The sequence below is a fragment of the Bdellovibrio sp. HCB209 genome, assembly GCF_047306065.1.
GTDB lineage: Bacteria > Bdellovibrionota > Bdellovibrionia > Bdellovibrionales > Bdellovibrionaceae > Bdellovibrio.
In genome coordinates this window covers 2,656,540-2,681,096 of the sequence record NZ_CP178618.1, presented here as the reverse complement: position 1 = coordinate 2,681,096, position 24,557 = coordinate 2,656,540, and the positions used below count along the sequence as shown (strand labels likewise).

Genomic DNA, 24,557 nt, shown 5'->3' with positions numbered 1-24,557 from the left:
TTATGACATCCAGTTGCTATCTTGTTGTTGGTCCCATTTCACTGTGACCTTTTTTAAGTTTGACCAAAAATCGAGGGATGAAATTCCCGTGATATCGCCGTGTCCAAACTTGGAATCACCCACGCCACCAAAAGAGTAGGGCTCACGAGGTACTGGCACGCCGACGTTCACACCGACCATCCCGGTCGATGCCAGACTAATAACTTTTTCTGCCAAAGCTCCTGAAGAGGTAAAAACTGAACAAGCATTTCCCATGCGAGAGGAGTTTTCAATTTTCATGGCTTCGCTGATATCGTTGCAGCGAATGATACAAAGAACGGGGCCAAAGAGTTCTAGCTTTGCAATTTCTTGATCTGGTGAAACTCCATCCAGAATTGTAGGGCCTACCCAATTCCCGTTGATGCAATCAAAAGGTGGCTTGGCATTTCTGCCATCCAAAATAATTTTCGCGCCCTCTTGAACTGCCTGGTGAATCTGTTGGTTTAGGAATTTGATTTGCTGTGAGGAGATGATCGCTCCCATATCTTTTCCAAGCTCTAAGGATTTTGCGCGGGCAATGATTTTTTGAATATGCAAATCCACGTCGCCGACAGCGAGCAGCACAGCTGCGGCCATGCATCGCTGGCCAGCACATCCAGTGAAAGAGTCGCTGATACCCACGCCTGCAAGATCAGGATTAGCGTCAGGCAAAAGGACGATGTGATTTTTTGCTCCGCCTAAAGCCAACACTCGCTTTCCAAGCGCTGTTCCTCTTTCATAAACTTTGCGAGCAACAGGTGTTGAGCCCACGAACGAAATCGCGGCAACATCGGGATGATCGATCAAGGCCTCAGAGGCTTCTTGTCCTCCTTGAACAATTTGTAGAACACCCTCTGGCAATCCTGCTTCAAGCATGGCCTCGGCAATTCTCATCGATGTCAGGGGAGTTTTCTCAGACGGTTTCCAAATCAATGAATTTCCTAACATCAAAGCATTCGGAATTGTCCAGAAGGGAACCATCGCGGGGAAGTTAAAGGGAGTGATGCTGGCAACAACTCCCAAAGGTTCACGGCGGTATTCGCAGCTAACACCTCGGGATACTTCAGTTCGCCCACCGACATCTAAGTTTTGTATCGCAGTTGCAAACTCCAGAACCTCGATACCTTTTAGGAGGCCGGCTTTGCCTTCTTGATAAGTTTTGCCGGATTCAGAGCTTTTTAGGTTCGCGATTTCATGCAGATCACGCATCAGGATATGGCGCAGCTCAAAAAATACTTTACTGCGTTCTTTGATTGGTAAGGCTGCCCATTTTTTTTGAGCCGCGGCAGCCTCTTGCACAGCCAGTGCGACGTCATCGCTATTAGAGTGATGAAGATCGCCAATAACCGAACCGTTATGAGGGGAGTGAACTTGTTGGATCTTGCCACTGCCAGCTTTGAATTTTCCTGAAATGAAATTCAAAACGGGAACGGGCTTAAGAGGAATCTTAACGCTCATTGTGTTGTTACCTTTATTACTTAAACTTTAAGGTCTCAACTTTATGAACGAGCGGTAAGATTGATCAAATTAAGAAAGATTCATGAGCAATTAGAAATGGGTTCCGTTCTCGTAGTAAGAATTCTTAGCCAGAGGAACGAAGATGACCGCGACATCATCTTGAGGACAAAGTTGTTTTACTTTCTGCGTGATAATCCTAGCTGCGGCATCTTGGATTTCTTGAGAGCGCTGAAACCATAAAACTTCGACGAATGGGTAAGCACCGCCACGTTGGCCTTTGCTAAAGAAAGTCGTGCCGATGAGTTCAAAAGAAAAGTTGTCCTCAGTTGTCTCCATGGTTGTGGCTAACTCTTTTGTTAGAGCATTGCTCAGCTCAGCAACGTTGTCTTCTTTCAAACCGCGAAATCTTAGGTGTGGCATGGGCGTTCCCTTTCAATGAAAACAACATGTTACTAAACCTCGTCTCGAAGTGGGACAATAAAATGTGAATTCCTCAATTTACTTCGAGAGATCTTCAGGGCTCCTTGTTAAAGACCGATGAAGTGGGGTCTCTATCCCAGGAGGAAATAATGAACGTACGTCTTTGGAAAGGTCGCAGCTACCGTTATAAGACTTTGTCTTTATTAGTAGCAGCCATCATTCCCCTCTGGGCCATTGTGCTAATGTATGTTTTGCCTTTGGTTCGGAACAATATGTATGAAGATCGCAAAGTGATGCTTAGAAATACCGTGGACCTTGCAAGCGATACGGTCGAACTTTACTACAATCAATTCAAAGCCGGAAAAATCACCGAGGACGAAGCCAAAGTTTTGGCGCTAGCAGCTCTTAAACAGTACCGCTATGCGGGTAAAGAATACTTTTGGGTGAATGACTTTCAACCACTAGTGCTTATGCATCCGATCAAGCCTGAACTTGATGGCAAAGACGCAGGTGAGATGAAAGATCCAAACGGTGTGCATCTCTTTAGAGAGTTCGCGGCGATGGCGCAAACTCCAGCGGCAGAAGGTTTCGTCAGCTATATGTGGCCGAAGCCAGGTTCGCCAAATCCCGAGCCAAAAATTAGTTTCGTGCGCCAGTTCAAACCTTGGAAATGGGTTGTGGGCACGGGGATCTATGTCGACGACGTTGAAGCGATCGTAGCAAAAGTGCGTAACGAAGTTATCTTAGGATTTGGTATTGCGACTTTGCTTGCGATGGGACTCTTTGCAGTATTCTCTAATAAGTTGATGAACTTCTTGTCTCGCACGGTGATGGATACAAGTGATGCGAGTAAACAGGTTAAGGAAGCGTCGAACATGCTTTCGAATGCCGGTCAAAACGTGGCGCAAGGCTCAGTCGAGTCGGCTGCTAAAATCGAAGACACTCTTGGTGCCGTTCGTACTCTGAGCAGTGTAGTTGAAGCGAATCAACAACGTGCAAATGAGGCAGCAAGCTTAGCGCAAAGTTCTGAAGACGGTGCTGCCACAGGTGCTGAAGAAATTCGTCGTTTGATGGATTCGATCAATGCCATGGCTAAGATTTCGGCTGAAATCACTTCGGCTATGGATATTATCGATGATATCGCTTTCCAAACGAACTTGCTGGCATTGAATGCTGCGGTTGAGGCCGCGCGTGCGGGCGAGCAGGGCCGTGGATTTGCCGTGGTCGCAGATGCCGTTCGTAGTCTGTCATTGAAATCGGCTGAGGCTGCGAAGGAAGTAAAAACAGTTGTTACGAACAACGTCAATCAAACGCGCGTATCTTTGGACCTTGCTGCGAAGAGTGACCATGTTTTGAACCAAATCGTTTCATCAGTTAAAAAAGTCAGTATCTTAAATCGTGAGATTGCCTCCACAACCAGTGATCAAACGGAAGGCATTCAGTCGATTTATAAATCAATGGAAGGTTTGGAGCGCCAAACGCAGGCATTCTCTGCGGCAGCAGAAGAAACAGCGGCAACATCTGAAGAGATGTCAGCGCAGGCTCATAACCTTGAATCCATGGTGAACAATATCGCCTATGAAGTCGTGGGTAAAAAGGTCGCCTAAAACGACGACCCCGGCATTTTAAGATATTCCAATTCTTCTTTGGTCGATTCTCTGCCCAAGATCTCATTGCGGTAAGGGTATCGACCAAAGCGATCAATCAAACCCTTATGCGCCAATTCAAATTCCAAATTTGTCTCAAGGCCTTCTTGAGAGAATAAGCGCATCGCTTCTTTGTGGATGACTTCGGATTCACTGTGCATGAACGGCAAATACAGGAAAGCTCTTTCTTGAGGCTTTAGCTTTTGGTCATCACCGCAGGCAATGGCCTCTTGAGCCAATGCGAGCGCCAAAGAATCATTACTGAAAGCTCGTGGAGTATCACGGTACATATTGCGTGAGAATTGATCTAAAACAATAATCTCAGCCAAACGACCACGTGGATTTTTTCTCCACAGGTATGTTTCGCAATTCTCAGCTTTTGCATGGATTTCTTCAAAACGAGAGCGAATCAATTCATCAAATTCTGCATTTTTTGCGAACCAAAGTCGTTGATCTGTCTCTTCGAACCAAAATTTTAAAACATCTAATGCATTTGTATCCATAGGGAAACTATAGCGAAAAAGTCGTTTTTTTTGAATCGATATTGTCAATACTCATCAAAATGACGACACAAGACTTAATGTGGTTAACGTTTGATAGCGATCTCTTAGATAGGGTTGCTCTATATAGCGAACTAGATATGCACCTCGAAGTGATATCCAGGGATTCATGATAGACGTGACGGAAAATTGGTAATTGATCATGTCTTGATCCGGCGTCGTAAAGTTAGGTATCAGTTGGAACCAACCGTCTAAGCTCCAGTCCTTAGTAAATTTCCAACTCGTGTATGTCGCAAAAAATGCTTTGCTCTCATAGATCGTTCCGCTACGAACTACATCGGTTTTAGAGTGAAGATAAGCAAAGTCCATCCACCATTTAAGATTTTGCTTTTGATAGACAATATAACTGTAACCAAGACTTTCATTGTTTCGCTGGACATAGCCAATAAATGGATCGGCTTCTGAGTTGTAGTCTAAGAATACCCGAGATTGAGGCATGAATTCATAGTCATATCGAGCTCCTCCCAGCCAGTGTAGAGCACTGTCAGTTCCTTGTGTGGAAGTTTTTAAATAGCCTCCGTAAATTGAGAGCGTATTTTTTCCGAAGTCATAACTTGCATCCAGATTGGTGTTGATGCTTTGAGTGTTGTTCTTGCTTCTCACTGCAAGTACTCCTGCATCCAACTCTAAATGTAAAGGCAGCGGTTGAGTCGAAACTCCCGATTTCTGCATTCCAATAAGTGAAGCGAGAGCGATAAGTAGCAAAACCATTTTGGTTAGAACCTGTAGGCAAAGTTAAATGTGGTCGTATCGCGATGATGGCTATGTCCGATCTCCATCACAATTGACCAGAACTCACTGAGCTCCCAGTTGACTCCACCGACAGCATTCCAATGATCGATCGGATTTTCTTTAAGTGAGTAGCGTATTGGAACATCACGTCCCACGGGAGTTCCCGATAAAGGAAGTGTGTAGGTTCCCGTCAGGGCGACATCTGCTTGAAAGTAGTTTACTCCCAGATAGACGCCAAACTTTCCGTGTTTTTCTGATTTGATATTGTAGCCGATGCGGGGAGTAATATTGAGAGCGTGAGTGTTGGTGTCCGAGACATTGACGTCGGATTCAACGTAGGTCACCGGCATTGCAAAGAAAATATTCTGATATCCACCGGCGAGGATCATTCCGATTCCCACACTGTATCCATGGTAGTCGATGGGTGCGTTTGCATTGATGTACCCCTCACAGTAAGACGGGGGGCTGGCGACACTGCACGGATTACCGGGCAGCAGAAAATTGTAGATATCTTTGTAAGCCATGGTCAGAGGCACAGTGCCGGTGCCTTTGACAGATCCGATAATTCCAAAAATGTTCAAAAAGGGAAATAGCCAGGCATCGAGCTTAACTTGCCAAGTATTATTGCTTACCGACGTGTTTTGAAAATTAATGAAGTCGATGGAATGCAAGTCAGCGTTTTCACTGAAGGCCACTTTTAGATGATCAATATTAAATCCTTGGGTCAGTTGCCCATAGATTAAACTCACTCCATAAGGGCGTGGCAGGTTAAATCCCTTATCAATCACTCGTTGGGCAAAAACGGGAAGACTCCATTCCCACTGACGAGCGGGAGATTCAGTGTGAGGATCAGATTTTTCTTGAGCATGCGCTAAAGAGCCAGCCATTAAAGGCAAACACAAGACGAGAGCTTTAAAATAATTGAGCATGTGAATATTCTAAGCAGACCGTTATTTATGGATAGCTGTAATTCCGCATTTTTCTTGTCAAAGGCTTAAGCTAAAGGCAGCGTGTGTATATGGCGAATGACGGTCTCAGAACAGGTGTTCAAGCAATTGCAGGATTTGAAGCAGCAAAAGGTGTTGCTGTAGTGATGGTGGGCATCGGAGCCTTCAGTATCATGGGCCAAAATGTGCATGAAACGGGAGTGAAGGTCGTTCGCTATCTGGGGCTACAGAATACGGAGTACTCCGCTTTCTTTATGGAAGCTTTCGACAGTTTGGGTGAGACCGGGCTTCAGCAGCTAGTGGTATTTGCATTTCTTTACTCAACCATCCGTTTTGTCGAAGCTTACGGCCTATGGAAAGAAAAAGTTTGGGCGGAGTGGTTAGCCATACTTTCTGGCGCAATCTATCTGCCATTTGAGTTTCTAAAAATGGCAGAAAGCTTTGCTTGGTGGAAAGCCGCAATCACGTTCGTCAATATCGCTATTGTAGCGTACCTGGTGTTTGTTCGTGTAAAGACTCACAGAGTAAGAGCTTTGTCGTGATTTCTCCTTGAGAGACGGGGATACGTAAAACCGCTTCAAAGGGATGCTTGTCGTTTTTTAAAGTGCGATCCATCGTCAGCTGAATTCCATGTCCCTCAAAAATGATGGGCTGGCTGTCGCCATTTTTTTCGATTCTTTCTACCACCGCAAAGTATGCCTTACGAACTCCACCAAACCAAGATTGGGCGATTTCGATATGATTAAGGCCGGAAACTTTGTCCTGCAGAACAATCACAGATAAGTTGTCATCGGGTATGAACTCTTTGGACTGACAAGCATAGTTAGGCTGTAAAATATTGAGTTCGATGGCTTGAGCTGAAAGTGTGAAAAGGCTCGTGCAGGTAAAAATAAAACAGAGAATCTTGCTCATTGGTCACTCCAGATTTCTAAAGAAGTTTTTTAGATGAAATCGGAGTATAGGAAGGCTGTAAGGTTCAGGGCAAATTTCAGTTCGGTAAGAATGTCATTTGAAACAGACGCGGCCGACCCGGTGAAGGGTCAGCCAAAGTTGTTGGGTGAGGGATCCCGCGAACTCTGTTCGCGTCAGCAGCTTACGCTGTGATTAGAAGATCCAACCGCCAGAGTAGTTTGGTGGGTAGCATGCCCATTGACCTGTTGAAGTATTTTGTACGAAACCGTAGTTCGAGTAACCCATTTGAGTACATTGAGCTGTCGGCAAGCACGTGTTGTTCACAGGTACATATCCAGTTTGGCAAGAGCCGTTCGTTCCATTGTTATAGTTATAAGTAGTGCCTTGGATACATTGCTGAGTTGAAGCATTGTAACCGTAGTTCGTGTAACCACGAGAAGCACAGTATTCAGTCGGCAAGCAACCGTATTGAGTCGTATAGACTTGGCCAGTGCTGCAGCTGCCATATGTATTAGTAGATGATGACCCGCTATTATTGCTCTTAGAGCAGTTAGCTAGAAATAGAGTCATACCTGTCAGTAAGATCGTAAGTAGCGTTTTTGTCGTTTTCATAATTCCCTCTTTCGTTAGTAAACTTGGTTCTCACTTAGGTACTACTCAAGGTTTGTGCCAGAGCTGGCACGGCGCCTAGTGCCTTTAAATCGTTTATAGCGTCTCAACTTGGGGCGTCGAACCAAAAAGACGAAAAATGTTAGACAGTCGTTAGGTTGTCAAATTCCACATTTTCACAACATTTGCCCCTTAAAGTTCTAATAACGGTCCAGGGATCGGGGAGTATATATGTCTGATGAAATGCAGTTACACTTATTGTTCAGCAAGCTAACGATCGATTTTGAGACGGCTTTAGAGGAGTTCTTTCAAGAGTACAAATTGACGACGACGCGTTTTGTGATCTTGAACCTTCTATATAATAGTCCGGAAGGCATGACCCCAACTGAAACAGCTAAAGCTGTGGGTGTCACCAATGCCACTATTTCTGCGATCATTTCCAATTTGAAGCAAGGTGGACTGATTCAACCCCAACAAAACATGGGTGACAGTCGTTCGTATCGCATCGTTTTATCTGACTCTGGTCTAGAGCTTATGAAGAAAGTCCTGCCAGTTTATAACGAAAACGTGAGTCGTCTCTGGTCCCAATTCGATAGCGATGAAAAACGCAATCTAGGGAACCTAATGACTCGTGTAAGTCAGCTTGTTGGAGTTATGAGTAAGAACAATTAATTGGTGTAAACCATAAAAAGTGCCGATAAGCCTATTATGAAAAAAGGCCTTATCATCATAGGTTTAGCAATAGTTGCCGCCTTCCTTTTCCGGGAAGGCCAACGTGAGGGCGTCAGCAACCTCGCAGGCAACGCCATCAAGGCCTCCGGCGACCACGCAGAAAAAATGGCGAACATGGATTCGCCGTTGCCTGCGCAGAATTCTGCGAGCAATTCAACTACTTCAACATCAGTAACGCCTGAGCAGCCAGTTCCGCAAATGCGTTCGCGCGATTTGCCGACGCCTGAAAATCGCCCCAAGAAAGAAGCGGGGATCGTTCCGCCATCGCCTTCAGAACTACGTTCGAATGTTTTGTTCGCGGATACAACATGGAAGGTATGGACAGGGACTCGCGCAGTGATGGCAAAGAATTTCGATGAGAGTGATGCCGATGTTCTTGGTATGTACGGTGGTTTTGTTGTTATCCGTGACGCTAAGATGGTTGGGGATGAGCGTAACTTTTCAAACTCACAACCTATGGTTGTGTTCGATGAAAGAATGAGAACTGTCGGTATAGTTACAGGCCGTGTGAAAGTAACACTCAAGTCAGAGTCTACTCTGCCGCAGGTTCAGAAAGAGTACAGTTTGCATGTGACTGATCGTTTTGATCACTTGAAACTGTATTTTGTAACCGCTGATTCTGAAAAATTTGATTTAAGTAAGTTTGTATACGTTTTAAAAAGAGATCCACGCATTGCAAATGCGGAACTAGAAATTGTGAGTCGCAACTATGTTAAAAATTAAGCAGTTGTATACTCAAATTCTTTTAACCGTCGTATCGTTATTTGTTGCGATAACTCTGGTGAATTGCAATGGTAGTGGTTTTGAAGTTGCTGATAGCTGTTTTAATGACGGTGGGGATCCGCTTTTTTCATACGCATGGCATTTGGCGAATTGTGGTCAGAAGGTCTTTGCTAAGAATGGTGGTACAGTTGGCATGGATCTAAATCTGCGTGCGACTTGGTCATCTGGTCTTCGCGGTAATGGTGTTAAAGTTCGTATTTCTGATGATGGCTTAGATAATGTTCATGAGGATCTGACGGGGAATTTCCAAACTGTCGTTGCGCGATCGCGTGATTATATCTCTGGTGATAGTAATAATAGCTACAAGACAACAACGGCAGTGCCTCGTGATGTAGTTGTTGGCGGTACACCTTACAATGATGATCATGGGACTGCTGTTGCAGGTATTGTGGCGGCTGTTGCTGGCAATGGGAAGGGCGGTCGAGGGGTTGCACCGAAAGCTGCATTGAGTATTGCCAACTTTATGTCTGCATTAACATCAACCGCTGAGTCCGTACTACTAAATCAAGCCGATGGAAATGACTTTGATATTTCCAATATGAGCTGGGGTATTAAACAATATCAGAAAACTGCGGTCAGTGCGAACTATGAAGCTCAGCTTAAAACGGGTGTTACGACCTTTAGAAATGGTAGAGGTGCCATCTACATTAAGTCGGGCGGGAATTCTTATTATGAACAATGTAATGGACAGCCTAATGACGTGTGTTTGGGAAACTCCAATTTTGATGGAGAAAACGTAAATCCTTATCAAATTATGGTGGGTGCGTTAACTGCACAGGGCTATTCTGCAAACTATTCGTCTCCGGGAGCAAACCTTTGGATATCAGGTTTTGGTGGAATGTATGGGGATTCTGCCCCAGCAATCTTAACAACGGATCGAACGGGATGTGTAAGAGGAAGATCAGCAACGAATGCAGGCTCTTCGATTGCCTTTGAAAATGGCGGATCTGGAAACTCTGGTTGTAACTATTCAGTTACATTCAACGGGACGTCCTCTGCTGCGCCGACTGTGACAGGGGCTGTAGCTTTATTGCTCGAAGCGAATCCTAATCTCACATGGCGTGATGTGAAGTATATTTTAGCCAAGACAGCGCTTGCTGTGGACTATGTCACGACAGGATCTATTCCATACCCTGGCGGTACAACTGCTAATCGAGGTGTGCCAGCAGGGTATTCGTGGGAGCTTCCGTGGAGAGTCAATGGAGCTGGCTTCAAGTTTCAGAATTGGTATGGATTTGGAAAAGTCGACATAGATGCAGCTGTAGCTATGGCTAAGTCATACACGAGCACATTCGGAACCTATACGGAATCGACTTGGATCAGCACTGGGACTATTAATGTAGCTATTCCAGACAACTCTTTGGCAAATGCTGCATTGTCTGAAATTCAGATTTTATCCGGTGGCAATGGTGCATTGAAGATCGAGGCAGTTCGTGTTCGAGTTAGTATTACACATAATGATATTTCTCAGTTGGCTTTAGAGTTAACGTCACCTTCTGGTATGCGTAGTATCTTGGTTAATATGAACAACTCATTACTGAACGTTCATGACTATTCGGCTGATGTGTTTTTGTCGAATGCATTTTATGGCGAAAGGTCGGAAGGTACTTGGACGTTGAAGGTGATTGATGGTCACGGAGATGCGGTTAGTGGGACTCTCACTAACTGGCAGCTTCAAATCATTGGTGCACCGTAAGACAAGTTACAAAGTCGCTTAGCCAAGAAACATGTCGTCATTTTTATGATGTAATCTTATTTTTGTTGACGGTGTTTTGGTGTTTCTAATTTTGATTCTGTTCGGTTGAAATTGATTTTATAAGATCCGTCTTGAGTTTGCAAAATTGGCTTTCTAGTGAGCCATTGTTGCTCTTGTATCGTCTTAATAATCGCTGCCTCTCTGGCGTATGTTGTTTCGAAAAATCCTTTAAAAATGCGTTTTAAAACCCGTGCTATAAGTTTCTCAACTTAGGAGAGAAGCATGGATTTGTCTTTGATTTCTGATTCTGAACTTATGAGCCGTCTTGGGAAACTTGTGCGTACTGAGCGTAAGATCACGCATGTGATTCTATGGCATATTGTTGAGGTTGAGGAACGCAGGCTTTATGCGACTCAAGGGTATGACTCTATGTTTTCTTATCTTACAAAATGTTTGGGATATGGTGAAGACAGTGCTTATCGTCGGCTTAGTTCGGCTCGCTTGCTTAAGAAAGTTCCTGAAGTGGCTGACAAAATCGAAACGGGTGCCATTACATTGACACAGCTGACGCAGGTTCAGAAGTGTATCAAAACTGATAAGAAGTCTGGTCGCGAGACAAGTGCTGAGCAAACCCTTCGTGTGATTGAGGAGATTGGGCATAAAACGTCCATGGAAACTCAGCGAATTCTCGCGGTTGAGTTTAATCAGCCTATTGTTCAGCACGAAAATATTAGAATCCAAAGGGACTTATCAACTCGGTTGGAGTTGACCTTTACGGAAGAGCAAATGGCAGTGTTATCCAAAGCGAGAGACTTGCTTTCTCATAGTTTGCCTCAGGGTAATTGGGCGGAACTTTTCGTTCACTTGGCACAAAAGCAAGTCAGAAAAATTGAAGGTGCCGCTAGATCTCGCAGAATTAATTATGACGGGGAGGTTGTGTCAGTTTCTGAAGATAATCGCCCGGAGGCCCAATGTGAACCTAGGGACGGAAATATTGAGAACCAAAATGAAGTTGGTGCGAATAGAGATTCAGGTCTTATATCGACGCGACATTTCTTGGCTAAGCGGAAACGTGCGGGCATTAAGATTTCTACTCGTAGAAAAGTTATGGAGCTAGCTCGTCATAAGTGCGAATACTCTGGGGATCATACTTGCTGTAACAGTTCCTTTCAGTTGCAGATTGACCATCGACTGCCGATCTCTTTGGGAGGAACTGACAGTATTGAGAATTTAAGAGTATTGTGTCGCACGCATAACTTATCTGAAGCTAAGAGAATGGGAGTAGCTCGAACGAATGCTCAAGCAGGCAAGTAGATAGATAGATAGATAGATAGATAGATAGATAGATAGATAGATTGATTGATTGATTGATTGCGGTTCTTGAAAGGCTATCTGTGCAAAAAAAAAGATCCGGTTGTAATACCGGATCTCTTCTGAAATTCCATTTTATAATCGCAAATTTTCAACAACTATTATTGCGCGCCTGCTGAAGCTTCTTGTGGAGGTCTTTCGCCTCCTGGGCGGCCGAATCTTGTGGGCGGTTCAAAACCTTTTTCTTTTAAGCAGGCATCCAGAGCAGCTCGTTGTTCTTCAGAGGGAGCTGTGGGTCTTTTGCCTGGTTCTGGTTTTTCCATTCCTACCGAGTCAGCGCAGGCGCGGAAGGCTTCTCTTTGTGCTTGGCTTTGGCCTCCGCCGGGACCACCCGGGCCGCCAGGTCCAGGACCTTGTTGGGCTTGAGCCATCGAGGCTGTGTGTAGGGAAAGTACTGAAATCACCGTTAAGATATACTTTTTAGAAATCGTCATAAGGTCTCCCTTGTTAGTTTTAGAGTAGGGGCTTCGAGGTCCCTCAACCTGTCGCCCATGAATAAATCTTAGAGAGGAAGTATTGAAGGACCATGGAGGGAAAGACTTTTTATCATTGGCCCAGCGAACGATCTCAATATGAGACACAAATCTGACCCTGACATCAAAAAGGACTTCAATAAATTTCTCTTTTCGCTACGGTTATTCCCAAAATTAGCCGAAAGTATTTAGGTAGGACGCGGGGGAATATCTATGAAATCGTTGAAGAAAGTATTGATCGCAGGCGGGACCGTTGCCGCATTAGCAATCGTAACAGTGAGCTTTCAAAATTGCTCGCAAGGCAATACAGCTGATGGTTCAAGCACTGTGGCTGCTGATGGCTATACTGGTGACGTCTATTATCCCTCAACGGGCAGCCCGATCGTTTTGACTGCGGGTCAAAATATCACTTTGAAAATTAGCAAACCTTCAAATGTAAGCGATATGAGCCCTTATTACTGGGTGCTTTATGATCGTACAGTGACGGCTTCATACACGGGGTATATCACGCAAAGTGGTTCTTATTTCTATGTGTCTTTGCAAGTACGCCCAGATTTGAGCACTACAAAAGATTTGCGTTTGTACCTGTACAATCATCAAACAAGCCAGTACTTGGATGGTAACGGAATCAAAATCAGCTTCCGTCCTTCTGTAAGCAATCCATACTCTTCTGACTATGTAACTGAAGTTTGTAACCTAAGACCAAACGCAGCTCCGACTTTTACACTGACGAAGTCAGCGGCTTCATCCACAGCACTTTATCTATTTGATAATGGCGCGGGTGTTGGTAATACGACTTGTACAATTGGTGGCGTGGCTTACGACTGTTTGAACACAGCTTCTTGGCCAAGCAACTGGAACTCAGCATCCTTCACGGTGCTAGCTTACAACCGTTGCGGTGTAGCTCGTACACAAAGCTTCTAATTTATAAGAATATTTGAAACAAAAAAAGCCCCGAGGAATCGGGGCTTTTTTATTTTGAGCGATTGAATTATCGTCCCGTACCGTAGATCAACCCAGAAGTGCCACTGGTTGTCGTGGTCGTTGGATATGGAACTATCCCAGGAACCGTCACACTGTTGGAAAGCGTCGAATAAGGGGAGAGGTAGCTGCTGCTGCCATAACTAGATCCAGTGATGACTCCGCTTGGTAAAACCGTCGAATTCGTGTAACCCGTCGGAGAGATATAGCCTGAGCTATATCCTGAATAGACTCCATTATTGTAGGTCGTTCCCGTATTTCCGTAAATTCCCGACATCGTAGGCAAGCCGCTCATTTGATAATTCATCATCATCATTTGCTGCTGAAGCGAGTTCATCGCTGAATACTGAGAGTACGGATTCATACCGTACATCGATCCAGAAGAACCATACATAGAGTAAGGGTTCATCGCAGCATAAGGGTTGCTCATCGAGTTCATCATGGAATACATAGAGTTTCCGTACATCGAGTTACCATACATAGAATTCATGCTGTAAGGATTCATCATAGAATTCATTCCCATACCGGTGTAAAGACCACCGCTCATTCCCATCATGGAACCCATCATACTTGAAGGGTAACCAAAAGCACTGCCCATGTTGCCCATACCCATCATGCTTCCCATGCCCATCATACCAGCCATGGAGTTCATGCCGCCCATAGAGCCCATCATCGAGCTACCGCCGCCGCAACCAAAGCCACCTTGGCCAGATCCGCCACCACTCAGAGCACCGTAAACTCCTGCTGCAAGATAAGGATAACCATAGGACAGCACGGATGGAGTTTGTGTCGGGTAACCTAGATTCGCATTGTTTTCAGAAACCATTTGATTGGTTTTGTAACCTGCATACATAGCACCAGCACCCAGAGCGACGTTGGTGATCAAGCTTGTCATATCAGTTTGTTGATTTTGGTAATTGTAGGAATTATTTTTCGCCATACAATCCAAACAAACTTCTCCCTCAGTTCCGAAGCGGTCGTTACGGGCTTCTTTCAAGTCCTCTTGGGCATTTTCGATATCACGATTCAAGGAATCAATTTCGTCTTGAAGTTTTAAAGATTTTTGCGAGTTACTGCGATAGCTACTGATCGCTTTTTTACAAGTGGCTGAGTTCGAGCGACCGCCACCTGCGCGGAAGCGAGAGTTATCACAGACGGCACCGAATACCGCACCTGATTGTCGAGCATCACAATAAGACTGCCATTCCTGCATCGAGAAGGCTTCCAGTGCAAGCATGTTGGAGTTTGCACCTTGACCAGATTTTTTTGCCTTGGACATGGACGGACGTTGTCCACTTCCACCACCACGAGGAGGCATCGGACGGTTGCCGCTACCAGATGGAGGCGGGCCACCAGCGAAACCTTCAGCACCTTCTGGTGGTTCAGGCATTTCATCGCTGTCCATGTCGGCAGTTATAACGGGTGATTCATCGTCGCTAACGATATCGCCACTATCTGATTTGTTAAAACCTGTGTATTCAGAACATCTGCGAAAGCCATCCATGTGTTGCATGATTGCGTCGGCATAATTGTCAGAAAGATTTTTCTGAATATCCGACTTGGCATTTTTAACCTCGCGGTCGTATTGCTTTTTTTCTTTCTGTTTCTCGGCGATCTCTTTTTTTAATTCAGAAATCTGAGATTTGTATTCCTGAACCTCTTCAGATTCAGTGTTCATGGCTTGGGCCGGGCGCTGTTGGTATGCACAACTTTGATTCCCTCCCCAGTAGCCTGTGCCCATCAGTGAAGGGTTCATCATCTGTGCCCATGCAGGAGTCGCAGTGATGAGAAGAGTTGTGATTAAAGACTTGAAAAACATTTTGCCCGTCCTTTGTATACCTTAAAGGTAACGGGCAAGTGTTTAATGATTGTGGACTACGATTTTGGGAACCAAAATGAGACACGTCCACCAAGGATAGAGGGATTTGCTCCTGCAGAGACGATGTTTTCAGCTTTCAACTCGCCACCATGGAGCTGGAGGATCTCTCGCATAATAACAGATCCGATTCCAACCGAGATTCTTTTGCCAGACGAACCACTTTCAATCAGACTGCGGCTGGCTTTTTTGTGACCGTACTCTTTCAGAGCGGCATCACTGAAGCCGGGGCCGTCATCGGTAATTGCTAGTTGCAGTTTTCCAGCATCGTTCGCAATCGACACATGAATTGTGGACTTCGCAAAGGAGGTTGAATTCTCGAAAGCGTTTCGTAGGAGGCGATCAATCAGTTTAGATGAACCCATGAACTGAACTTTCGAGGCATCCATCGTGCAATCAACTTTGAATTGCAAGGAAGGGTAGCGACCTTTGAATACTGTCACTTGATCTTCCACGCGCTCTAGCAAATTGATTTCCTCGGTACCAGCGGAGTATTTAGGTTCCGTGATTTGGGCCAAGAACAATAAGTCTTCAACTAGCTTTCCAAAATATTCTACTTCTGAAAAGCACAGAGCCACGATCTCTTGGCGCTTCTCGGGGCTTAGGCGTGTTTCGCCCACTTGCAGCGTTTCCAAGAAAGTTTGCAAAGACGCGAGAGGAGTTCTTAGATCATGCGCAAGATCTTGCAAGAGTTGACGGCGAGCTTGGTCTGCCTTGCGTAGACTTTCAACCATGCTCTCAACGTCACCTGCCATCTGATTAAATGCATTTACCAGCGGAGTCAGCTCTTCGAATTTTTTCGTCGGTAAGCGAACAGACAAATTTCCATGGCGCAGTTGATTCAAGACATCGAAGGCTTCTTCAGCACGTTGACGATATCTAGAGAACATATACACCAAGGCGATACCCACAGAGACCAATGTAAAGACAATCAAGAATGCGATTGTGATGAAAACAGGATTTTTTCTAACCGACATTTTCATGAATGGAGGTGGAGGTCCACCGCCACCTGGTCCCATACCGGGAGGAGGAGGCATCATTTCACCGCCAGGAGGAGGGCCACCAGGTCCACCCGGGCCGCCGGGGCCTGGGCCAGGAACACGAGGGCCACCGCCGCCAGGTCCGCCAAATTCTGGAGGAGGCATAAAGCGGTGAATGAAATAGACGCCGGGGAATTTTGTTTTTGAAACATCAAGCTTAGGAGGACCGAACTCCATCTCGCCAAAGCGTACCGCTTTATCTTGCGCCAAAGTTTCAACTTCAACGTCCGTCAGGCCGCGAGGTAAAATCGGGTCACCAGAGATCAAGCTTTTACCCGTACGATCGATCAATTCAAATTTTAAAAAGTTATCGGGACTGTTACTTGCTTGAAGTTTTTGAAAAGCGACGATGGGATCGCTATCCAATTGTTCATAAAGATTTCTGACCAGGTAGTTGGGCGGGCGGACAAAACGAGTTTGAGTCGGGCGGTCTAAGTAAGAAACTAACCAAGCGGAGCCGAACGCCATAAAGATAAAGACGATGATAATGGAAACAAAGATAAAGTAGTTTCGACGAAACAGAGACTGCGTAATCATGCAACCTTCTCCAGACGATATCCTTGGCCATAGACCGAATTAATCTTAACGTTCTGAATTCCATTTTTGCTAAGTTTCGAACGAATGTGACTGATGTGAGAATCCACAGTTCGGTCAAAAAGCTCCTCACCCGAGGAAAGGCTCGCAATTAGTGTTTCACGGGAAATGATGGTTTCGGGGTTTTCAAAGAACACGCGGAGAATTTCATATTCACGGCGGTTCAGTGTCACGAGTCCCGTTTCAGTTTTTAGAACTTGTTGATTTTTGATCAAAGTAAGACCGGCGAAACGCAAGAGATCCAATGTGGGTTTGCGTTCGTTTAACTGATTCTTGATTCGAACCAGAATTTCTTTTTGCCCAAAGGGTTTACGAATATAGTCATTGGCTCCGTGCTCGAAGCCACGCACCACGCTCTCCTCATCCGTGCGAGCAGTCAGGAACATAATTGGAGTGTTGATGCCTTCGTTGCGAAGCCACTCACAGAATTCATAACCGTTACCATCAGGAAGATTTACATCCAGAAGAAACAAATCGATACCAGGCTGAGTTTTAAAAACCTCTCGGCCCGCAGATAAATTCTTTGCCCAATGTACTTGGAACTGTTCAAGTTCCAACTGCATTTGGATTGCTTTGCCAAGAACCGGATCGTCTTCAAGTAGAAAAATTTGTGTCGCCATAATCAATAAGGTACCAAATGATACCCGTGTCCTTAAGTTTCATTTTCAAACACAACTATGGAGAGATTATGGAGCCAGACGAAAGTCTCATAGTGAGCCGTCGGACAGGCTTTAAATTGCAAAGGGGACTGGTTACCAGCCCCCTTGCGTTAGAAATGCAATGATCTCTACTATTTCAAATCTTCTAAGCAACGCATAGCTGGATCACGTTGTTCAGCAGTCAAGATATCGAAAAACACTTTAAGTTGGAAATCGCCCATCAATGCGCCCAGTGTTTCCACTTTTGCTTTCACATCAGCTTGTGATGCAACTGCGTCTTCACGAGTTGATGTTGAACTTGAGAAAACTTTTTTCATATCCTTCATAGCTTTTTTCACATCTTTACGAAGAGGTTTCTTCGCGTTGTTGAAGTCGAAGAAAGCATCGCGAAGTGAAACTTGCTGCTCCTCTGTTAGCTTCACTTGTTTGCAAGAGTCAGGTGCATCTGCTTTTGAGTACACGATGGAGTCAGCCATTGCGACTGTTAAGTCGGCTGTGCTCTCGGCTTGAGCGCACAAAGGTGTGACGAACGCTGCTGCAATTGCGAGTTGAGATAGTCTTTTAATCATGAGTGTATCCTCCTGTTGTTGTTGGAGTCTCGATTGAAAACAACTAGTTTGAAAAAGAAAAGTTGAACTCGTGGATTTTGTCGAATTGAATAGTAACTAGATGAGTTAATCTGTTCCTGCACAGTCAATCGCTGTCATCGAATAGAATTCACATTTACTTTATGGGAACAATACAAGGACCAGAAAGTGACATCTATGTTGCGGACAACAGTTTTTGAAGCAACAATTTCTTGTGTAGTGTTTAGGGGAGTACGTTTGTGACAGTCGAACAACAATTGAATGAAGCACGTCAGAGAATCGGATCAATTATGGCGACAGTAGTGAAAGAAATGACATCTTGTACAGACAAGGTGGAAGTGACTTACTCCTGTGGAGAGAAGACAACGATTTACAAGGTTGAATTGCCGCAAGAATATCGCGGTAAATTGATCGGGGCTCAAGGCAAGAACATTTCTTCATTGAGAAATATCTTGGGAGCCATGGCTGGGAATCACGGATTCCGCGCAATTATCGAACTTGTTGTGTAAGTATTTAATTTAAAATAATGAACAAAGACAAAAGGCACCTAAGCAAGGTGCCTTTTGCTTTTTCTGGAAAAGCAGCGCCACTAGGAGAGATGACTGCGAATCATCCAGGCTGCTTTTTCATGGAAGCTGATCAAGTCTTCATACAGAGTCACAGCACTGGTTTCCTCTTCATGCTCCGCTGTTTCAAGGCGGGCTTTGTAGAGCTCTGCAAGTGTGGTGTGATCGGCTGTTAGTATATCGATCATCTTCGTGGCACTGAGTTTTGTGTCAGTGCATTCTTCAACATCTGCAAGTTTTCTAAATTCTTCAAAACTACCTGGGGCAGGTGATTTCAAAGCTCTAATAATCTCTGCGGAACGATCGACATATTCAGAGATCTGATCGTACTGTTTTTCAAACAGTTTATGCAGAGAGAAAAAGAGAGGGCCTTCTACGTTCCAGTGGAAATTTTGGGTTTTTAATTGCAATAGATATTCATCCGCCAAAGTTTTTTTCAACTCCGCCACTGTCCCTGTTTCCATGTCTGTTTTTTGGCCTTTCGCAGTGGCCTTATTGAAGCTATGAACTGTGGTGTTGTTTTCTTTGTGAGTAGATGCGTATTTCATTATGACCTCCTAGTGAGCAATTCCTAACGAACACAGGATAGGCCTAAACAACCTAGAAGAAAAATCTTCTTTTGTTATGAAAGGTATAGGCAAAAACTATATGTTTGCTGACAATGCGACGGGGCCTTTGTGGAGGTGGTGTAACGTGACACCGGGGAATCGTCTCGCTAAAACTTGGCTTTCAAAATAAATAAGGATTTAGAGTGGAGCACTACCAGGATTTGCTTTTAAAGAAATCACTTCCTCTGTCAGAGCAGGTTGTGGAAGCGTACTATCGCTATCCAAGGCATCTGTTTGTTCCTGAATACTCTGTGCAAGAAGCCTATGAGGATGCGCCTTTGTTGCTCTATAAAAAGGGCGACTACGTCTCTACGATTTCTCAGCCAAGTTTTGTGATGCGCATTTTGGATATGCTGCAATTGGCCCCAGGGATGAAAGTCTTTGAACTGGGTGCAGGATCTGGATGGAATACGGCCTTGCTGGCTCACATTGTGGGAGAGCAGGGACGAGTCATTAGCTCTGAGATTATTCCGGAGGTTGCAGATCGTGCGCGTGGGATTTTAGATCAAATGCGTATCACGAATGCAAAGGTCTTCACGGGCGACGGATTTGAAGGCTATGAGGCAGAGGCGCCTTATGACCGGGTTATTTTCACTGCAGGTTCGAGTGAAATGCCGGAAAAAATATTTGCTCAACTTAAAGATGACGGCTTGATGGTATTTGTTAGAAAGCAAGACAAGAAGAATGACATGCTCGAGTTGATTAAGAAATCAAACGGCCAACCGCATGTCTTGAATTCAATTCCGTGTTCGTTTGTTAGCGTCAATAGGGATGCAGAATCCCGCCTGAACGACGGGACTCTGTAAGATTTAATGTTTTGGATTGATGTCGGGACGATTGGTGCGATCTGGTTTTAACTCCATCACGCGTTCTTGTTCGGGCTTAATGGCCGTTGGTTTCTCGTCCTCGGGCTCATCGTAAAGGTGATAGCGTGAGGCGATTTCAGCAAATCGTTCGCTGGCCTCTTCGATACGCATTCCCACCTTTTTTTCCAAAAGATCTACGATTGAGTTTGAGTTTCCCCGAGTGCTATCTAAATCGTTCTCGGTAAGCTCATGCCATTTTTCCATGAGCTCTTTCTTTAAATCCTGCCATGCATTTCCGGGAAAGTTTGCCATAACCTACTCCTGAATTTTTGGTTCGATAACCAGGTCAATACGTCTGTTTTGTGCTCGACCTGCTGCTGTTCCATTGTTGCTGATTGGATGTTCGTCTCCCATGCCGATAGCATTCACATTTTGCGAGGAAGCTCCGCTAGCGATCAAGGCTTGTTGAACAGATTTCGCACGTTGCTCTGAGATTTTCTGATTCAGGTCTGCCTTGCCGGTAGAGTCCGTATGTCCTTGCACTTCGATTTTTGAAGTCGGAACGTCATTCAAGGCCGTTTCAACTTTTTTCAAAAGACTTTTATTTTGCGGAGTCAGAGTTGTTTTACCACTCGCAAAGTTAAGGCCTTTGAGGCGCACCATCACTTTACCATCTTGAGTGAAGACCTCAGCTTCGTTAGGGCGTAATTCGCCACGAAGTTTGTCGGCAGTTTGAGTCAGAGCTTGCTGGCGCATCAATTCAGCCTCTTGTTGTTTTGCGACCTCTAACTGTTTTTCAGCTTGAGTGAGCTCTCTTTCTTGGGATTTAGTTTCTTTGCGCAGGCTTGAGATCATTCTTTGTTGACGTTCATTTTGTAGAACCAAAGCCTCGCTATTGCCAGCATTCACTTTGTTCATCACTTCAGCCAAATGGTCTGACTCACGAGTTGCATCTTCGGAAGTTCTGGCAATGGCCGCTGTATTGCGTGGATCTTGGGCAATCAATTTCATAGTTTGATTGTATTTGCCCTGAGCCATGGCCAACGATTTAGGTGCTTTCTCTGAAGCTTTGTCTTTCTCGGCTTCTTCGATCGTCATTCTGGCTTTGCCCAAGTACTGTTTCGCCACAGAGTCGCGTTCAATTTGACGATAGGCTGCAACGATATCGGCACCTTTTTTATCAGCGGCCGTTAGGCTTCCGCCTTCGATGTCTTTAGTTGTATTTTCAAGTTTGTTTTCAAGCTTCTTCCATTCTTTAGGATACATCGTTGGAGCATTGGCTCTTAAAGCACCGCTGCGGGCATCAACAATTTCACCCAAAGATTTTCTGGCGATGTCTGATTTGCTTTCACCCTCTTTAAGCCAAGCACGGGAATAAGAAACTTGTTGCAGGATTTTTTCAGAGCTTTTTTTATCAGCCTGATAATCCTTTGCCTTACTTAAGGCTCTTTCCGCATCTTTGAAGTTATCAGGGGAAAGGACATCCATCTGTTTGGCGCGGGCTTCGTTAACCAGTTCTTCAGTGCGCGCAACTTCCACTGCGGGATCAGATGAGTTGGGGATAGAGACGACATTGGGTGGGTTGCTTGCGCAACCGGCGAAGGCTACTGCGAAGGCCGATAAAATCATGACCTTGTTGAATCGAGACAGCATAAATCCTCCTGTGATTTGCTTTTAAAAAACTTAGTCACAGGCTAAACCCGCTGTTAAAGAGGCGACAAGAGAAAGGACGAAACTTGAAATGAACACTGACGATACACAAGCAGCCTGACGTTAAGGCAGGCCGCTTTTATTACTCAATGAAAATATGGAGTCACAGTTGAAAAGTGAATTTATTCTTCTACTGCTTTTGATAGCAAGAGGTCGCGATTTTTGATTTGGATCGTACGGCCTGAAGATTGGTCGATGATGCCTTCTTTTTCAAAATTCGCTAGGGTGCGGATCACTGTCTCGGGAGTTGTGCCGGCCCATTGGGCGATTTCTTTACGAGTCCAATTTTGCTGTGGGAAGTGATGCTGTAAAAACAAAAGAGCATCGGCAATTCTTGCAGCTGCGTCTTTGTCCATTTGACCTGTCCACTTGGCTTCGGCTACGCGCAAGTCTCTGGAAAGAAACTCAAGAAATTGCATCGCTGCTTCTGGGTGGTCGCGGAAAAGTCCCAGAATTTCATTTTTAGGAACGAAAGATAAAACGGATTCTTCCACGGCAATGGCCGTAGCGTAATAATTTTCACCAGCAAACAAGGCACGATAACCAACAAGACCATCTGGTCCGATCAGGCGCAACGTGTGAGACGTTCCTGTAGCAGAAGTGGAATCCAGTTTGATCAAACCTTCTTGGACTTTGTACAGACCAAGTGGTTCTCCACCGGCTTCAAAAATAGTCTGCCCCGCTTTGAAGCGGCGAAATGTCTGTGCTTTATCCAGAAGATCCTTAAGTTTCATACTTAAGAGATTACCAAATAGTTTTCAGTTGGCGAATGATTTTTACTCAGAGCCTGATCTAACAGGACGCTATCAGCCGGATGGACGTAGTTCTCTGTGTTTAGGCGAAGGGCTGCCGAAAACTCCAGGTCTGAAAAGTTCCAATTTTCCAAAACCTGGCGGTAACACTCATTAAACTTCAATTCCGCAATCAGGGGGAGTGGCTGTTTCATATCTGGGCTGGCTTGTCTTTTATAGAACCCTAAAAGGACCGCTTTCAGGGTTTTTAGCAGATGCAGGGGAACGGAATTCATATCAGACATTAGATAATGAAACTCTTTGCGAAAAACAGCATCGGTGGTCAGCATTGTTTGAATCTGAGGAAGTTCTAAAACCTTCAGCAAGTGTTGGCAAAAGTGAATTTGTGCCTGGGCTTTGCGCGGATCATGAAAGAAGTGATCCGCATGGATCAGATCATGGACGATGAAGCCTAAAACATCGCGGCCTTCCTCGACAAAGTTTTTGATCTGGTCAGCTTCGATCAACATGCTCACAACACGTTCCCCACGGGCCTGCATTTCTAGGACTTCCAATTCAGACGGCAAGCGAGTCATCAGTTGCAAAGGATAAAGTCCCGCCTCCCAGCACGCCAAACTTCGCTGGACTGAAAAGGGGATGGAGCGCCAGCTGTGAGCCGAAAACAAAGTAACGAAACCATCATCATTGTCAAAAAGGCGAAGGCTTTTGGCATGGCGAAGACTTTCCGGCAACGTGGGACGCAGGGTTTCTACAACCTCACGGCAAGAAACAGATGTGCCATTTGATGTTGATTGCGGAAGCGGGAGGTTGTGCTTTCCACCCATAAAGTCAGATGGTCGTCGCAGAAAATTAAAGATCAAAAGATAGACGCAGGCCATTTCAACGTCGGTCAACAGTCCATTGCGCCATTGAGAGAGGAATGGAGCCAAAGAAACCGATGCCTGCGCAGAGTTATTCTCTAAAAACTGTTCGTCTAACAAACGGTGGCGAAAGCGCCCTGCGCGTAACATAATCTCTCTTTTTCCTGAATTCACAGCGTCTAACAGAACTCTAACAATTATAACCTTGCCTTAGGTCTTTGGTCCTTCTTTAATGGTTATATCCGCAAAATTATGCAAGACAAGGAAGTCTTGTTGGGGGAACACAAGATGAAGAAGCTTCTGATCGGAGCGCTCGTATCTGTTTGTGCGTTTAAGGTGCATGCGAGGGAGAATTTACTTACGGAAGTAAGTGGAAGTAATCCCAGATTCAGTGAGTACTACACTGTCGCTCTGCAGCCTTCCCTTCAAAACTCCTCTGTTCGCTACACATCTTCCGTAAATCCGCTTGAAACGATCCAAGAATTTTTTGACGCCAATGCTTCCATCCAAGAGATAAAAACCACGATGATTTCGTTGCTGCGCTTCAGTCATCATGATGAAGACTACGGCAATGTCGGTGAGGCTTATAATCGTAGCAAACATTTTGGTGGTTGGATTCGCCCGAACAACGACAGCTCTTGTTTGAACACTCGTGGCTTGGTTTTGGTTCGTGATTCCAAAGTTCCTGTTTCAATGGCATCGAACGGTTGCACAGTTCAAAAAGGACTGTGGGATGAACCGTACACGGGCGCAACTGTAGAACACGCATCTGAAATTCAGATCGATCACTTTGTTCCGTTGAAGAATGCTTATGTGAGCGGTGCCCACAGATGGAATTTTGCAAAACGCTGCTTGTATGCGAACTACATGGGGAATGATTTCCAACTTCTTTCCACAGACGCTCACGAGAACATGGCGAAAAGTGACAGCTCACCACAAGGCTACATGCCGCCAAATCGTGCGTACCGTTGTCAGTACTTGGAACAATGGTTGAAAGTAAAAGCGATCTGGGATCTGGGTATCACTCCACCAGAAAAAGCCGCGGTTGAAGCTTTGATTCAGCAGAACAACTGCGATCTTTCCACGTTCCAATATTCAGTGGCAGACCTGCAAGCGCAACGTCAGTTTATGGCTGACAATGCAAATCTTTGCCGCTAAACC

At 45.1% G+C, this 24,557-nt stretch carries 27 protein-coding genes; 10 read left to right on the top strand and 17 right to left on the bottom strand.

Going from position 1 to position 24,557, the window contains the following annotated elements:
* Both ACLVWP_RS13015 and ACLVWP_RS13010 read right to left on the bottom strand, forming a co-directional pair.
* Window positions 1-1,476, bottom strand: a complete 1,476-nt coding sequence (locus tag ACLVWP_RS13015) for an aldehyde dehydrogenase family protein (RefSeq protein ID WP_413557795.1) — start codon at window positions 1,474-1,476, stop codon at window positions 1-3.
* A gap of 90 nt (window positions 1,477-1,566) precedes the next feature.
* On the bottom strand, window positions 1,567-1,896 hold the full coding sequence (locus ACLVWP_RS13010) for a DUF1904 domain-containing protein (protein WP_413557794.1): 330 nt from the start codon (window positions 1,894-1,896) through the stop codon (window positions 1,567-1,569).
* A gap of 149 nt (window positions 1,897-2,045) precedes the next feature.
* On the opposite strand from ACLVWP_RS13010, the gene ACLVWP_RS13005 reads away from it, so the two are divergent.
* Window positions 2,046-3,503: a cache domain-containing protein gene (locus ACLVWP_RS13005; protein WP_413557793.1), complete on the top strand. Its 1,458-nt coding sequence runs from the start codon at window positions 2,046-2,048 to the stop codon at window positions 3,501-3,503.
* On the opposite strand, the gene ACLVWP_RS13000 is transcribed toward ACLVWP_RS13005, so the two are convergent.
* Genes ACLVWP_RS13000 through ACLVWP_RS12990 form a run of 3 tightly spaced genes read right to left on the bottom strand, consistent with a single transcriptional unit; the run spans window position 3,500 to window position 5,763 of the window.
* Window positions 3,500-4,045, bottom strand: a complete 546-nt coding sequence (locus tag ACLVWP_RS13000) for a DUF924 family protein (protein WP_413557792.1) — start codon at window positions 4,043-4,045, stop codon at window positions 3,500-3,502. The two genes, ACLVWP_RS13005 and ACLVWP_RS13000, sit on opposite strands and share 4 nt — an antisense overlap.
* A 54-nt stretch (window positions 4,046-4,099) precedes the next feature.
* On the bottom strand, window positions 4,100-4,813 hold the full coding sequence (locus tag ACLVWP_RS12995; RefSeq protein ID WP_413557790.1) for a DUF481 domain-containing protein: 714 nt from the start codon (window positions 4,811-4,813) through the stop codon (window positions 4,100-4,102).
* Window positions 4,814-4,818: 5 nt separating this feature from the next.
* The gene (locus ACLVWP_RS12990) at window positions 4,819-5,763 is read right to left on the bottom strand and encodes a hypothetical protein (protein ID WP_413557789.1); all 945 of its coding nucleotides are present in this window, start codon (window positions 5,761-5,763) and stop codon (window positions 4,819-4,821) included.
* An 89-nt stretch (window positions 5,764-5,852) separates the two neighbouring features.
* Between ACLVWP_RS12990 and ACLVWP_RS12985 the strand changes: the two genes are divergently transcribed.
* Window positions 5,853-6,323 (top strand): DUF2127 domain-containing protein, encoded by a 471-nt coding sequence (locus tag ACLVWP_RS12985; protein WP_413557788.1) that lies wholly within the window; start codon window positions 5,853-5,855, stop codon window positions 6,321-6,323.
* Here ACLVWP_RS12985 and ACLVWP_RS12980 read toward each other — a convergent pair.
* Both ACLVWP_RS12980 and ACLVWP_RS12975 read right to left on the bottom strand, forming a co-directional pair.
* Window positions 6,262-6,693, bottom strand: coding sequence for a hypothetical protein (locus ACLVWP_RS12980; protein ID WP_413557787.1), 432 nt, complete (start codon window positions 6,691-6,693; stop codon window positions 6,262-6,264). The two genes, ACLVWP_RS12985 and ACLVWP_RS12980, sit on opposite strands and share 62 nt — an antisense overlap.
* Before the next feature lie 192 nt (window positions 6,694-6,885).
* Window positions 6,886-7,305, bottom strand: a complete 420-nt coding sequence (locus ACLVWP_RS12975; RefSeq protein WP_413557786.1) for a hypothetical protein — start codon at window positions 7,303-7,305, stop codon at window positions 6,886-6,888.
* A 228-nt stretch (window positions 7,306-7,533) separates the two neighbouring features.
* Here ACLVWP_RS12975 and ACLVWP_RS12970 point away from each other — a divergent pair, with 228 nt between their 5' ends.
* The 4 genes from ACLVWP_RS12970 (at window position 7,534) to ACLVWP_RS12955 (ending at window position 11,827) form a co-directional block, all read left to right on the top strand.
* Window positions 7,534-7,974, top strand: a complete 441-nt coding sequence (locus ACLVWP_RS12970) for a MarR family winged helix-turn-helix transcriptional regulator (RefSeq protein ID WP_413557784.1) — start codon at window positions 7,534-7,536, stop codon at window positions 7,972-7,974.
* Between the two features lie 36 nt (window positions 7,975-8,010).
* Window positions 8,011-8,757, top strand: a complete 747-nt coding sequence (locus ACLVWP_RS12965) for a hypothetical protein (protein WP_413557783.1) — start codon at window positions 8,011-8,013, stop codon at window positions 8,755-8,757.
* Window positions 8,744-10,513 carry a S8 family peptidase gene (locus tag ACLVWP_RS12960; protein WP_413557782.1) on the top strand — a complete coding sequence of 590 codons (1,770 nt, stop codon included), beginning with the start codon at window positions 8,744-8,746 and terminating at the stop codon, window positions 10,511-10,513. Before ACLVWP_RS12965 ends, ACLVWP_RS12960 begins: the two co-directional genes overlap by 14 nt.
* A 282-nt stretch (window positions 10,514-10,795) precedes the next feature.
* Window positions 10,796-11,827 carry an HNH endonuclease gene (locus ACLVWP_RS12955; RefSeq protein ID WP_413557780.1) on the top strand — a complete coding sequence of 344 codons (1,032 nt, stop codon included), beginning with the start codon at window positions 10,796-10,798 and terminating at the stop codon, window positions 11,825-11,827.
* Window positions 11,828-11,985: 158 nt separating this feature from the next.
* On the opposite strand, the gene ACLVWP_RS12950 is transcribed toward ACLVWP_RS12955, so the two are convergent.
* Window positions 11,986-12,318 (bottom strand): hypothetical protein, encoded by a 333-nt coding sequence (locus ACLVWP_RS12950; protein WP_413557779.1) that lies wholly within the window; start codon window positions 12,316-12,318, stop codon window positions 11,986-11,988.
* Window positions 12,319-12,570: 252 nt separating this feature from the next.
* Here ACLVWP_RS12950 and ACLVWP_RS12945 point away from each other — a divergent pair, with 252 nt between their 5' ends.
* Window positions 12,571-13,281, top strand: a complete 711-nt coding sequence (locus ACLVWP_RS12945) for a hypothetical protein (protein ID WP_413557777.1) — start codon at window positions 12,571-12,573, stop codon at window positions 13,279-13,281.
* Between the two features lie 67 nt (window positions 13,282-13,348).
* Here the strand turns inward: ACLVWP_RS12945 and ACLVWP_RS12940 are convergent, their stop codons facing one another.
* The 4 genes from ACLVWP_RS12940 to ACLVWP_RS12925 all read right to left on the bottom strand — a co-directional run bounded on the left by ACLVWP_RS12940 (window position 13,349) and on the right by ACLVWP_RS12925 (window position 18,076).
* Window positions 13,349-15,157 (bottom strand): hypothetical protein, encoded by a 1,809-nt coding sequence (locus tag ACLVWP_RS12940; protein ID WP_413557776.1) that lies wholly within the window; start codon window positions 15,155-15,157, stop codon window positions 13,349-13,351.
* Between the two features lie 56 nt (window positions 15,158-15,213).
* Window positions 15,214-16,791: a histidine kinase dimerization/phospho-acceptor domain-containing protein gene (locus ACLVWP_RS12935; RefSeq protein ID WP_413557775.1), complete on the bottom strand. Its 1,578-nt coding sequence runs from the start codon at window positions 16,789-16,791 to the stop codon at window positions 15,214-15,216.
* A complete protein-coding gene (locus tag ACLVWP_RS12930; protein WP_413557774.1) occupies window positions 16,788-17,468 on the bottom strand; it encodes a response regulator transcription factor in 681 nt (226 codons plus the stop codon). Before ACLVWP_RS12930 ends, ACLVWP_RS12935 begins: the two co-directional genes overlap by 4 nt.
* 170 nt (window positions 17,469-17,638) lie before the next feature.
* Window positions 17,639-18,076 (bottom strand): hypothetical protein, encoded by a 438-nt coding sequence (locus tag ACLVWP_RS12925; RefSeq protein ID WP_413557773.1) that lies wholly within the window; start codon window positions 18,074-18,076, stop codon window positions 17,639-17,641.
* Window positions 18,077-18,333: 257 nt separating this feature from the next.
* On the opposite strand from ACLVWP_RS12925, the gene ACLVWP_RS12920 reads away from it, so the two are divergent.
* Complete coding sequence (locus tag ACLVWP_RS12920; protein WP_413557772.1) at window positions 18,334-18,603, top strand: KH domain-containing protein; 270 nt, start codon at window positions 18,334-18,336, stop codon at window positions 18,601-18,603.
* Between the two features lie 80 nt (window positions 18,604-18,683).
* On the opposite strand, the gene ACLVWP_RS12915 is transcribed toward ACLVWP_RS12920, so the two are convergent.
* Window positions 18,684-19,208 (bottom strand): Dps family protein, encoded by a 525-nt coding sequence (locus tag ACLVWP_RS12915; protein ID WP_413557771.1) that lies wholly within the window; start codon window positions 19,206-19,208, stop codon window positions 18,684-18,686.
* 203 nt (window positions 19,209-19,411) lie between these two features.
* On the opposite strand from ACLVWP_RS12915, the gene ACLVWP_RS12910 reads away from it, so the two are divergent.
* Window positions 19,412-20,074, top strand: a complete 663-nt coding sequence (locus tag ACLVWP_RS12910) for a protein-L-isoaspartate O-methyltransferase family protein (RefSeq protein WP_413557770.1) — start codon at window positions 19,412-19,414, stop codon at window positions 20,072-20,074.
* A 3-nt stretch (window positions 20,075-20,077) separates the two neighbouring features.
* Here ACLVWP_RS12910 and ACLVWP_RS12905 read toward each other — a convergent pair whose 3' ends face one another.
* The 4 genes from ACLVWP_RS12905 to ACLVWP_RS12890 form a co-directional block, all read right to left on the bottom strand.
* Window positions 20,078-20,386 (bottom strand): transcriptional regulator, encoded by a 309-nt coding sequence (locus ACLVWP_RS12905; RefSeq protein WP_413557769.1) that lies wholly within the window; start codon window positions 20,384-20,386, stop codon window positions 20,078-20,080.
* 3 nt (window positions 20,387-20,389) lie between these two features.
* A complete protein-coding gene (locus ACLVWP_RS12900) occupies window positions 20,390-21,727 on the bottom strand; it encodes an OmpA family protein (protein ID WP_413557767.1) in 1,338 nt (445 codons plus the stop codon).
* Window positions 21,728-21,906: 179 nt separating this feature from the next.
* On the bottom strand, window positions 21,907-22,518 hold the full coding sequence (locus ACLVWP_RS12895) for a Crp/Fnr family transcriptional regulator (protein WP_413557765.1): 612 nt from the start codon (window positions 22,516-22,518) through the stop codon (window positions 21,907-21,909).
* Window positions 22,519-22,520: 2 nt separating this feature from the next.
* Complete coding sequence (locus ACLVWP_RS12890; RefSeq protein WP_413557764.1) at window positions 22,521-23,546, bottom strand: hypothetical protein; 1,026 nt, start codon at window positions 23,544-23,546, stop codon at window positions 22,521-22,523.
* A gap of 138 nt (window positions 23,547-23,684) precedes the next feature.
* On the opposite strand from ACLVWP_RS12890, the gene ACLVWP_RS12885 reads away from it, so the two are divergent.
* Window positions 23,685-24,554 (top strand): HNH endonuclease family protein, encoded by an 870-nt coding sequence (locus ACLVWP_RS12885; RefSeq protein ID WP_413557763.1) that lies wholly within the window; start codon window positions 23,685-23,687, stop codon window positions 24,552-24,554.
* The last annotated feature ends 3 nt before the right edge of the window (window positions 24,555-24,557 follow it).

Excerpts from the sequence above, each read along its gene's own strand:
- ACLVWP_RS12945 (WP_413557777.1), top strand. The coding sequence starts at position 12,571 with ATGAAATCGTTGAAGAAAGTATTGATCGCAGGCGGGACCGTTGCCGCA.
- ACLVWP_RS12890 (WP_413557764.1), bottom strand. The coding sequence starts at position 23,546 with ATGTTACGCGCAGGGCGCTTTCGCCACCGTTTGTTAGACGAACAGTTT.
- ACLVWP_RS12965 (WP_413557783.1), top strand. The coding sequence starts at position 8,011 with ATGAAAAAAGGCCTTATCATCATAGGTTTAGCAATAGTTGCCGCCTTC.
- ACLVWP_RS12925 (WP_413557773.1), bottom strand. The coding sequence starts at position 18,076 with ATGATTAAAAGACTATCTCAACTCGCAATTGCAGCAGCGTTCGTCACA.
- ACLVWP_RS12980 (WP_413557787.1), bottom strand. The coding sequence starts at position 6,693 with ATGAGCAAGATTCTCTGTTTTATTTTTACCTGCACGAGCCTTTTCACA.
- ACLVWP_RS12985 (WP_413557788.1), top strand. The coding sequence starts at position 5,853 with ATGGCGAATGACGGTCTCAGAACAGGTGTTCAAGCAATTGCAGGATTT.
- ACLVWP_RS12905 (WP_413557769.1), bottom strand. The coding sequence starts at position 20,386 with ATGGCAAACTTTCCCGGAAATGCATGGCAGGATTTAAAGAAAGAGCTC.
- ACLVWP_RS12900 (WP_413557767.1), bottom strand. The coding sequence starts at position 21,727 with ATGCTGTCTCGATTCAACAAGGTCATGATTTTATCGGCCTTCGCAGTA.
- ACLVWP_RS12955 (WP_413557780.1), top strand. The coding sequence starts at position 10,796 with ATGGATTTGTCTTTGATTTCTGATTCTGAACTTATGAGCCGTCTTGGG.
- ACLVWP_RS13015 (WP_413557795.1), bottom strand. The coding sequence starts at position 1,476 with ATGAGCGTTAAGATTCCTCTTAAGCCCGTTCCCGTTTTGAATTTCATT.
- ACLVWP_RS12930 (WP_413557774.1), bottom strand. The coding sequence starts at position 17,468 with ATGGCGACACAAATTTTTCTACTTGAAGACGATCCGGTTCTTGGCAAA.
- ACLVWP_RS12895 (WP_413557765.1), bottom strand. The coding sequence starts at position 22,518 with ATGAAACTTAAGGATCTTCTGGATAAAGCACAGACATTTCGCCGCTTC.
- ACLVWP_RS12960 (WP_413557782.1), top strand. The coding sequence starts at position 8,744 with ATGTTAAAAATTAAGCAGTTGTATACTCAAATTCTTTTAACCGTCGTA.
- ACLVWP_RS12975 (WP_413557786.1), bottom strand. The coding sequence starts at position 7,305 with ATGAAAACGACAAAAACGCTACTTACGATCTTACTGACAGGTATGACT.
- ACLVWP_RS12940 (WP_413557776.1), bottom strand. The coding sequence starts at position 15,157 with ATGTTTTTCAAGTCTTTAATCACAACTCTTCTCATCACTGCGACTCCT.
- ACLVWP_RS12970 (WP_413557784.1), top strand. The coding sequence starts at position 7,534 with ATGTCTGATGAAATGCAGTTACACTTATTGTTCAGCAAGCTAACGATC.
- ACLVWP_RS12990 (WP_413557789.1), bottom strand. The coding sequence starts at position 5,763 with ATGCTCAATTATTTTAAAGCTCTCGTCTTGTGTTTGCCTTTAATGGCT.
- ACLVWP_RS12950 (WP_413557779.1), bottom strand. The coding sequence starts at position 12,318 with ATGACGATTTCTAAAAAGTATATCTTAACGGTGATTTCAGTACTTTCC.
- ACLVWP_RS12885 (WP_413557763.1), top strand. The coding sequence starts at position 23,685 with ATGAAGAAGCTTCTGATCGGAGCGCTCGTATCTGTTTGTGCGTTTAAG.
- ACLVWP_RS12915 (WP_413557771.1), bottom strand. The coding sequence starts at position 19,208 with ATGAAATACGCATCTACTCACAAAGAAAACAACACCACAGTTCATAGC.
- ACLVWP_RS13005 (WP_413557793.1), top strand. The coding sequence starts at position 2,046 with ATGAACGTACGTCTTTGGAAAGGTCGCAGCTACCGTTATAAGACTTTG.
- ACLVWP_RS13010 (WP_413557794.1), bottom strand. The coding sequence starts at position 1,896 with ATGCCACACCTAAGATTTCGCGGTTTGAAAGAAGACAACGTTGCTGAG.
- ACLVWP_RS12995 (WP_413557790.1), bottom strand. The coding sequence starts at position 4,813 with ATGGTTTTGCTACTTATCGCTCTCGCTTCACTTATTGGAATGCAGAAA.
- ACLVWP_RS13000 (WP_413557792.1), bottom strand. The coding sequence starts at position 4,045 with ATGGATACAAATGCATTAGATGTTTTAAAATTTTGGTTCGAAGAGACA.
- ACLVWP_RS12935 (WP_413557775.1), bottom strand. The coding sequence starts at position 16,791 with ATGATTACGCAGTCTCTGTTTCGTCGAAACTACTTTATCTTTGTTTCC.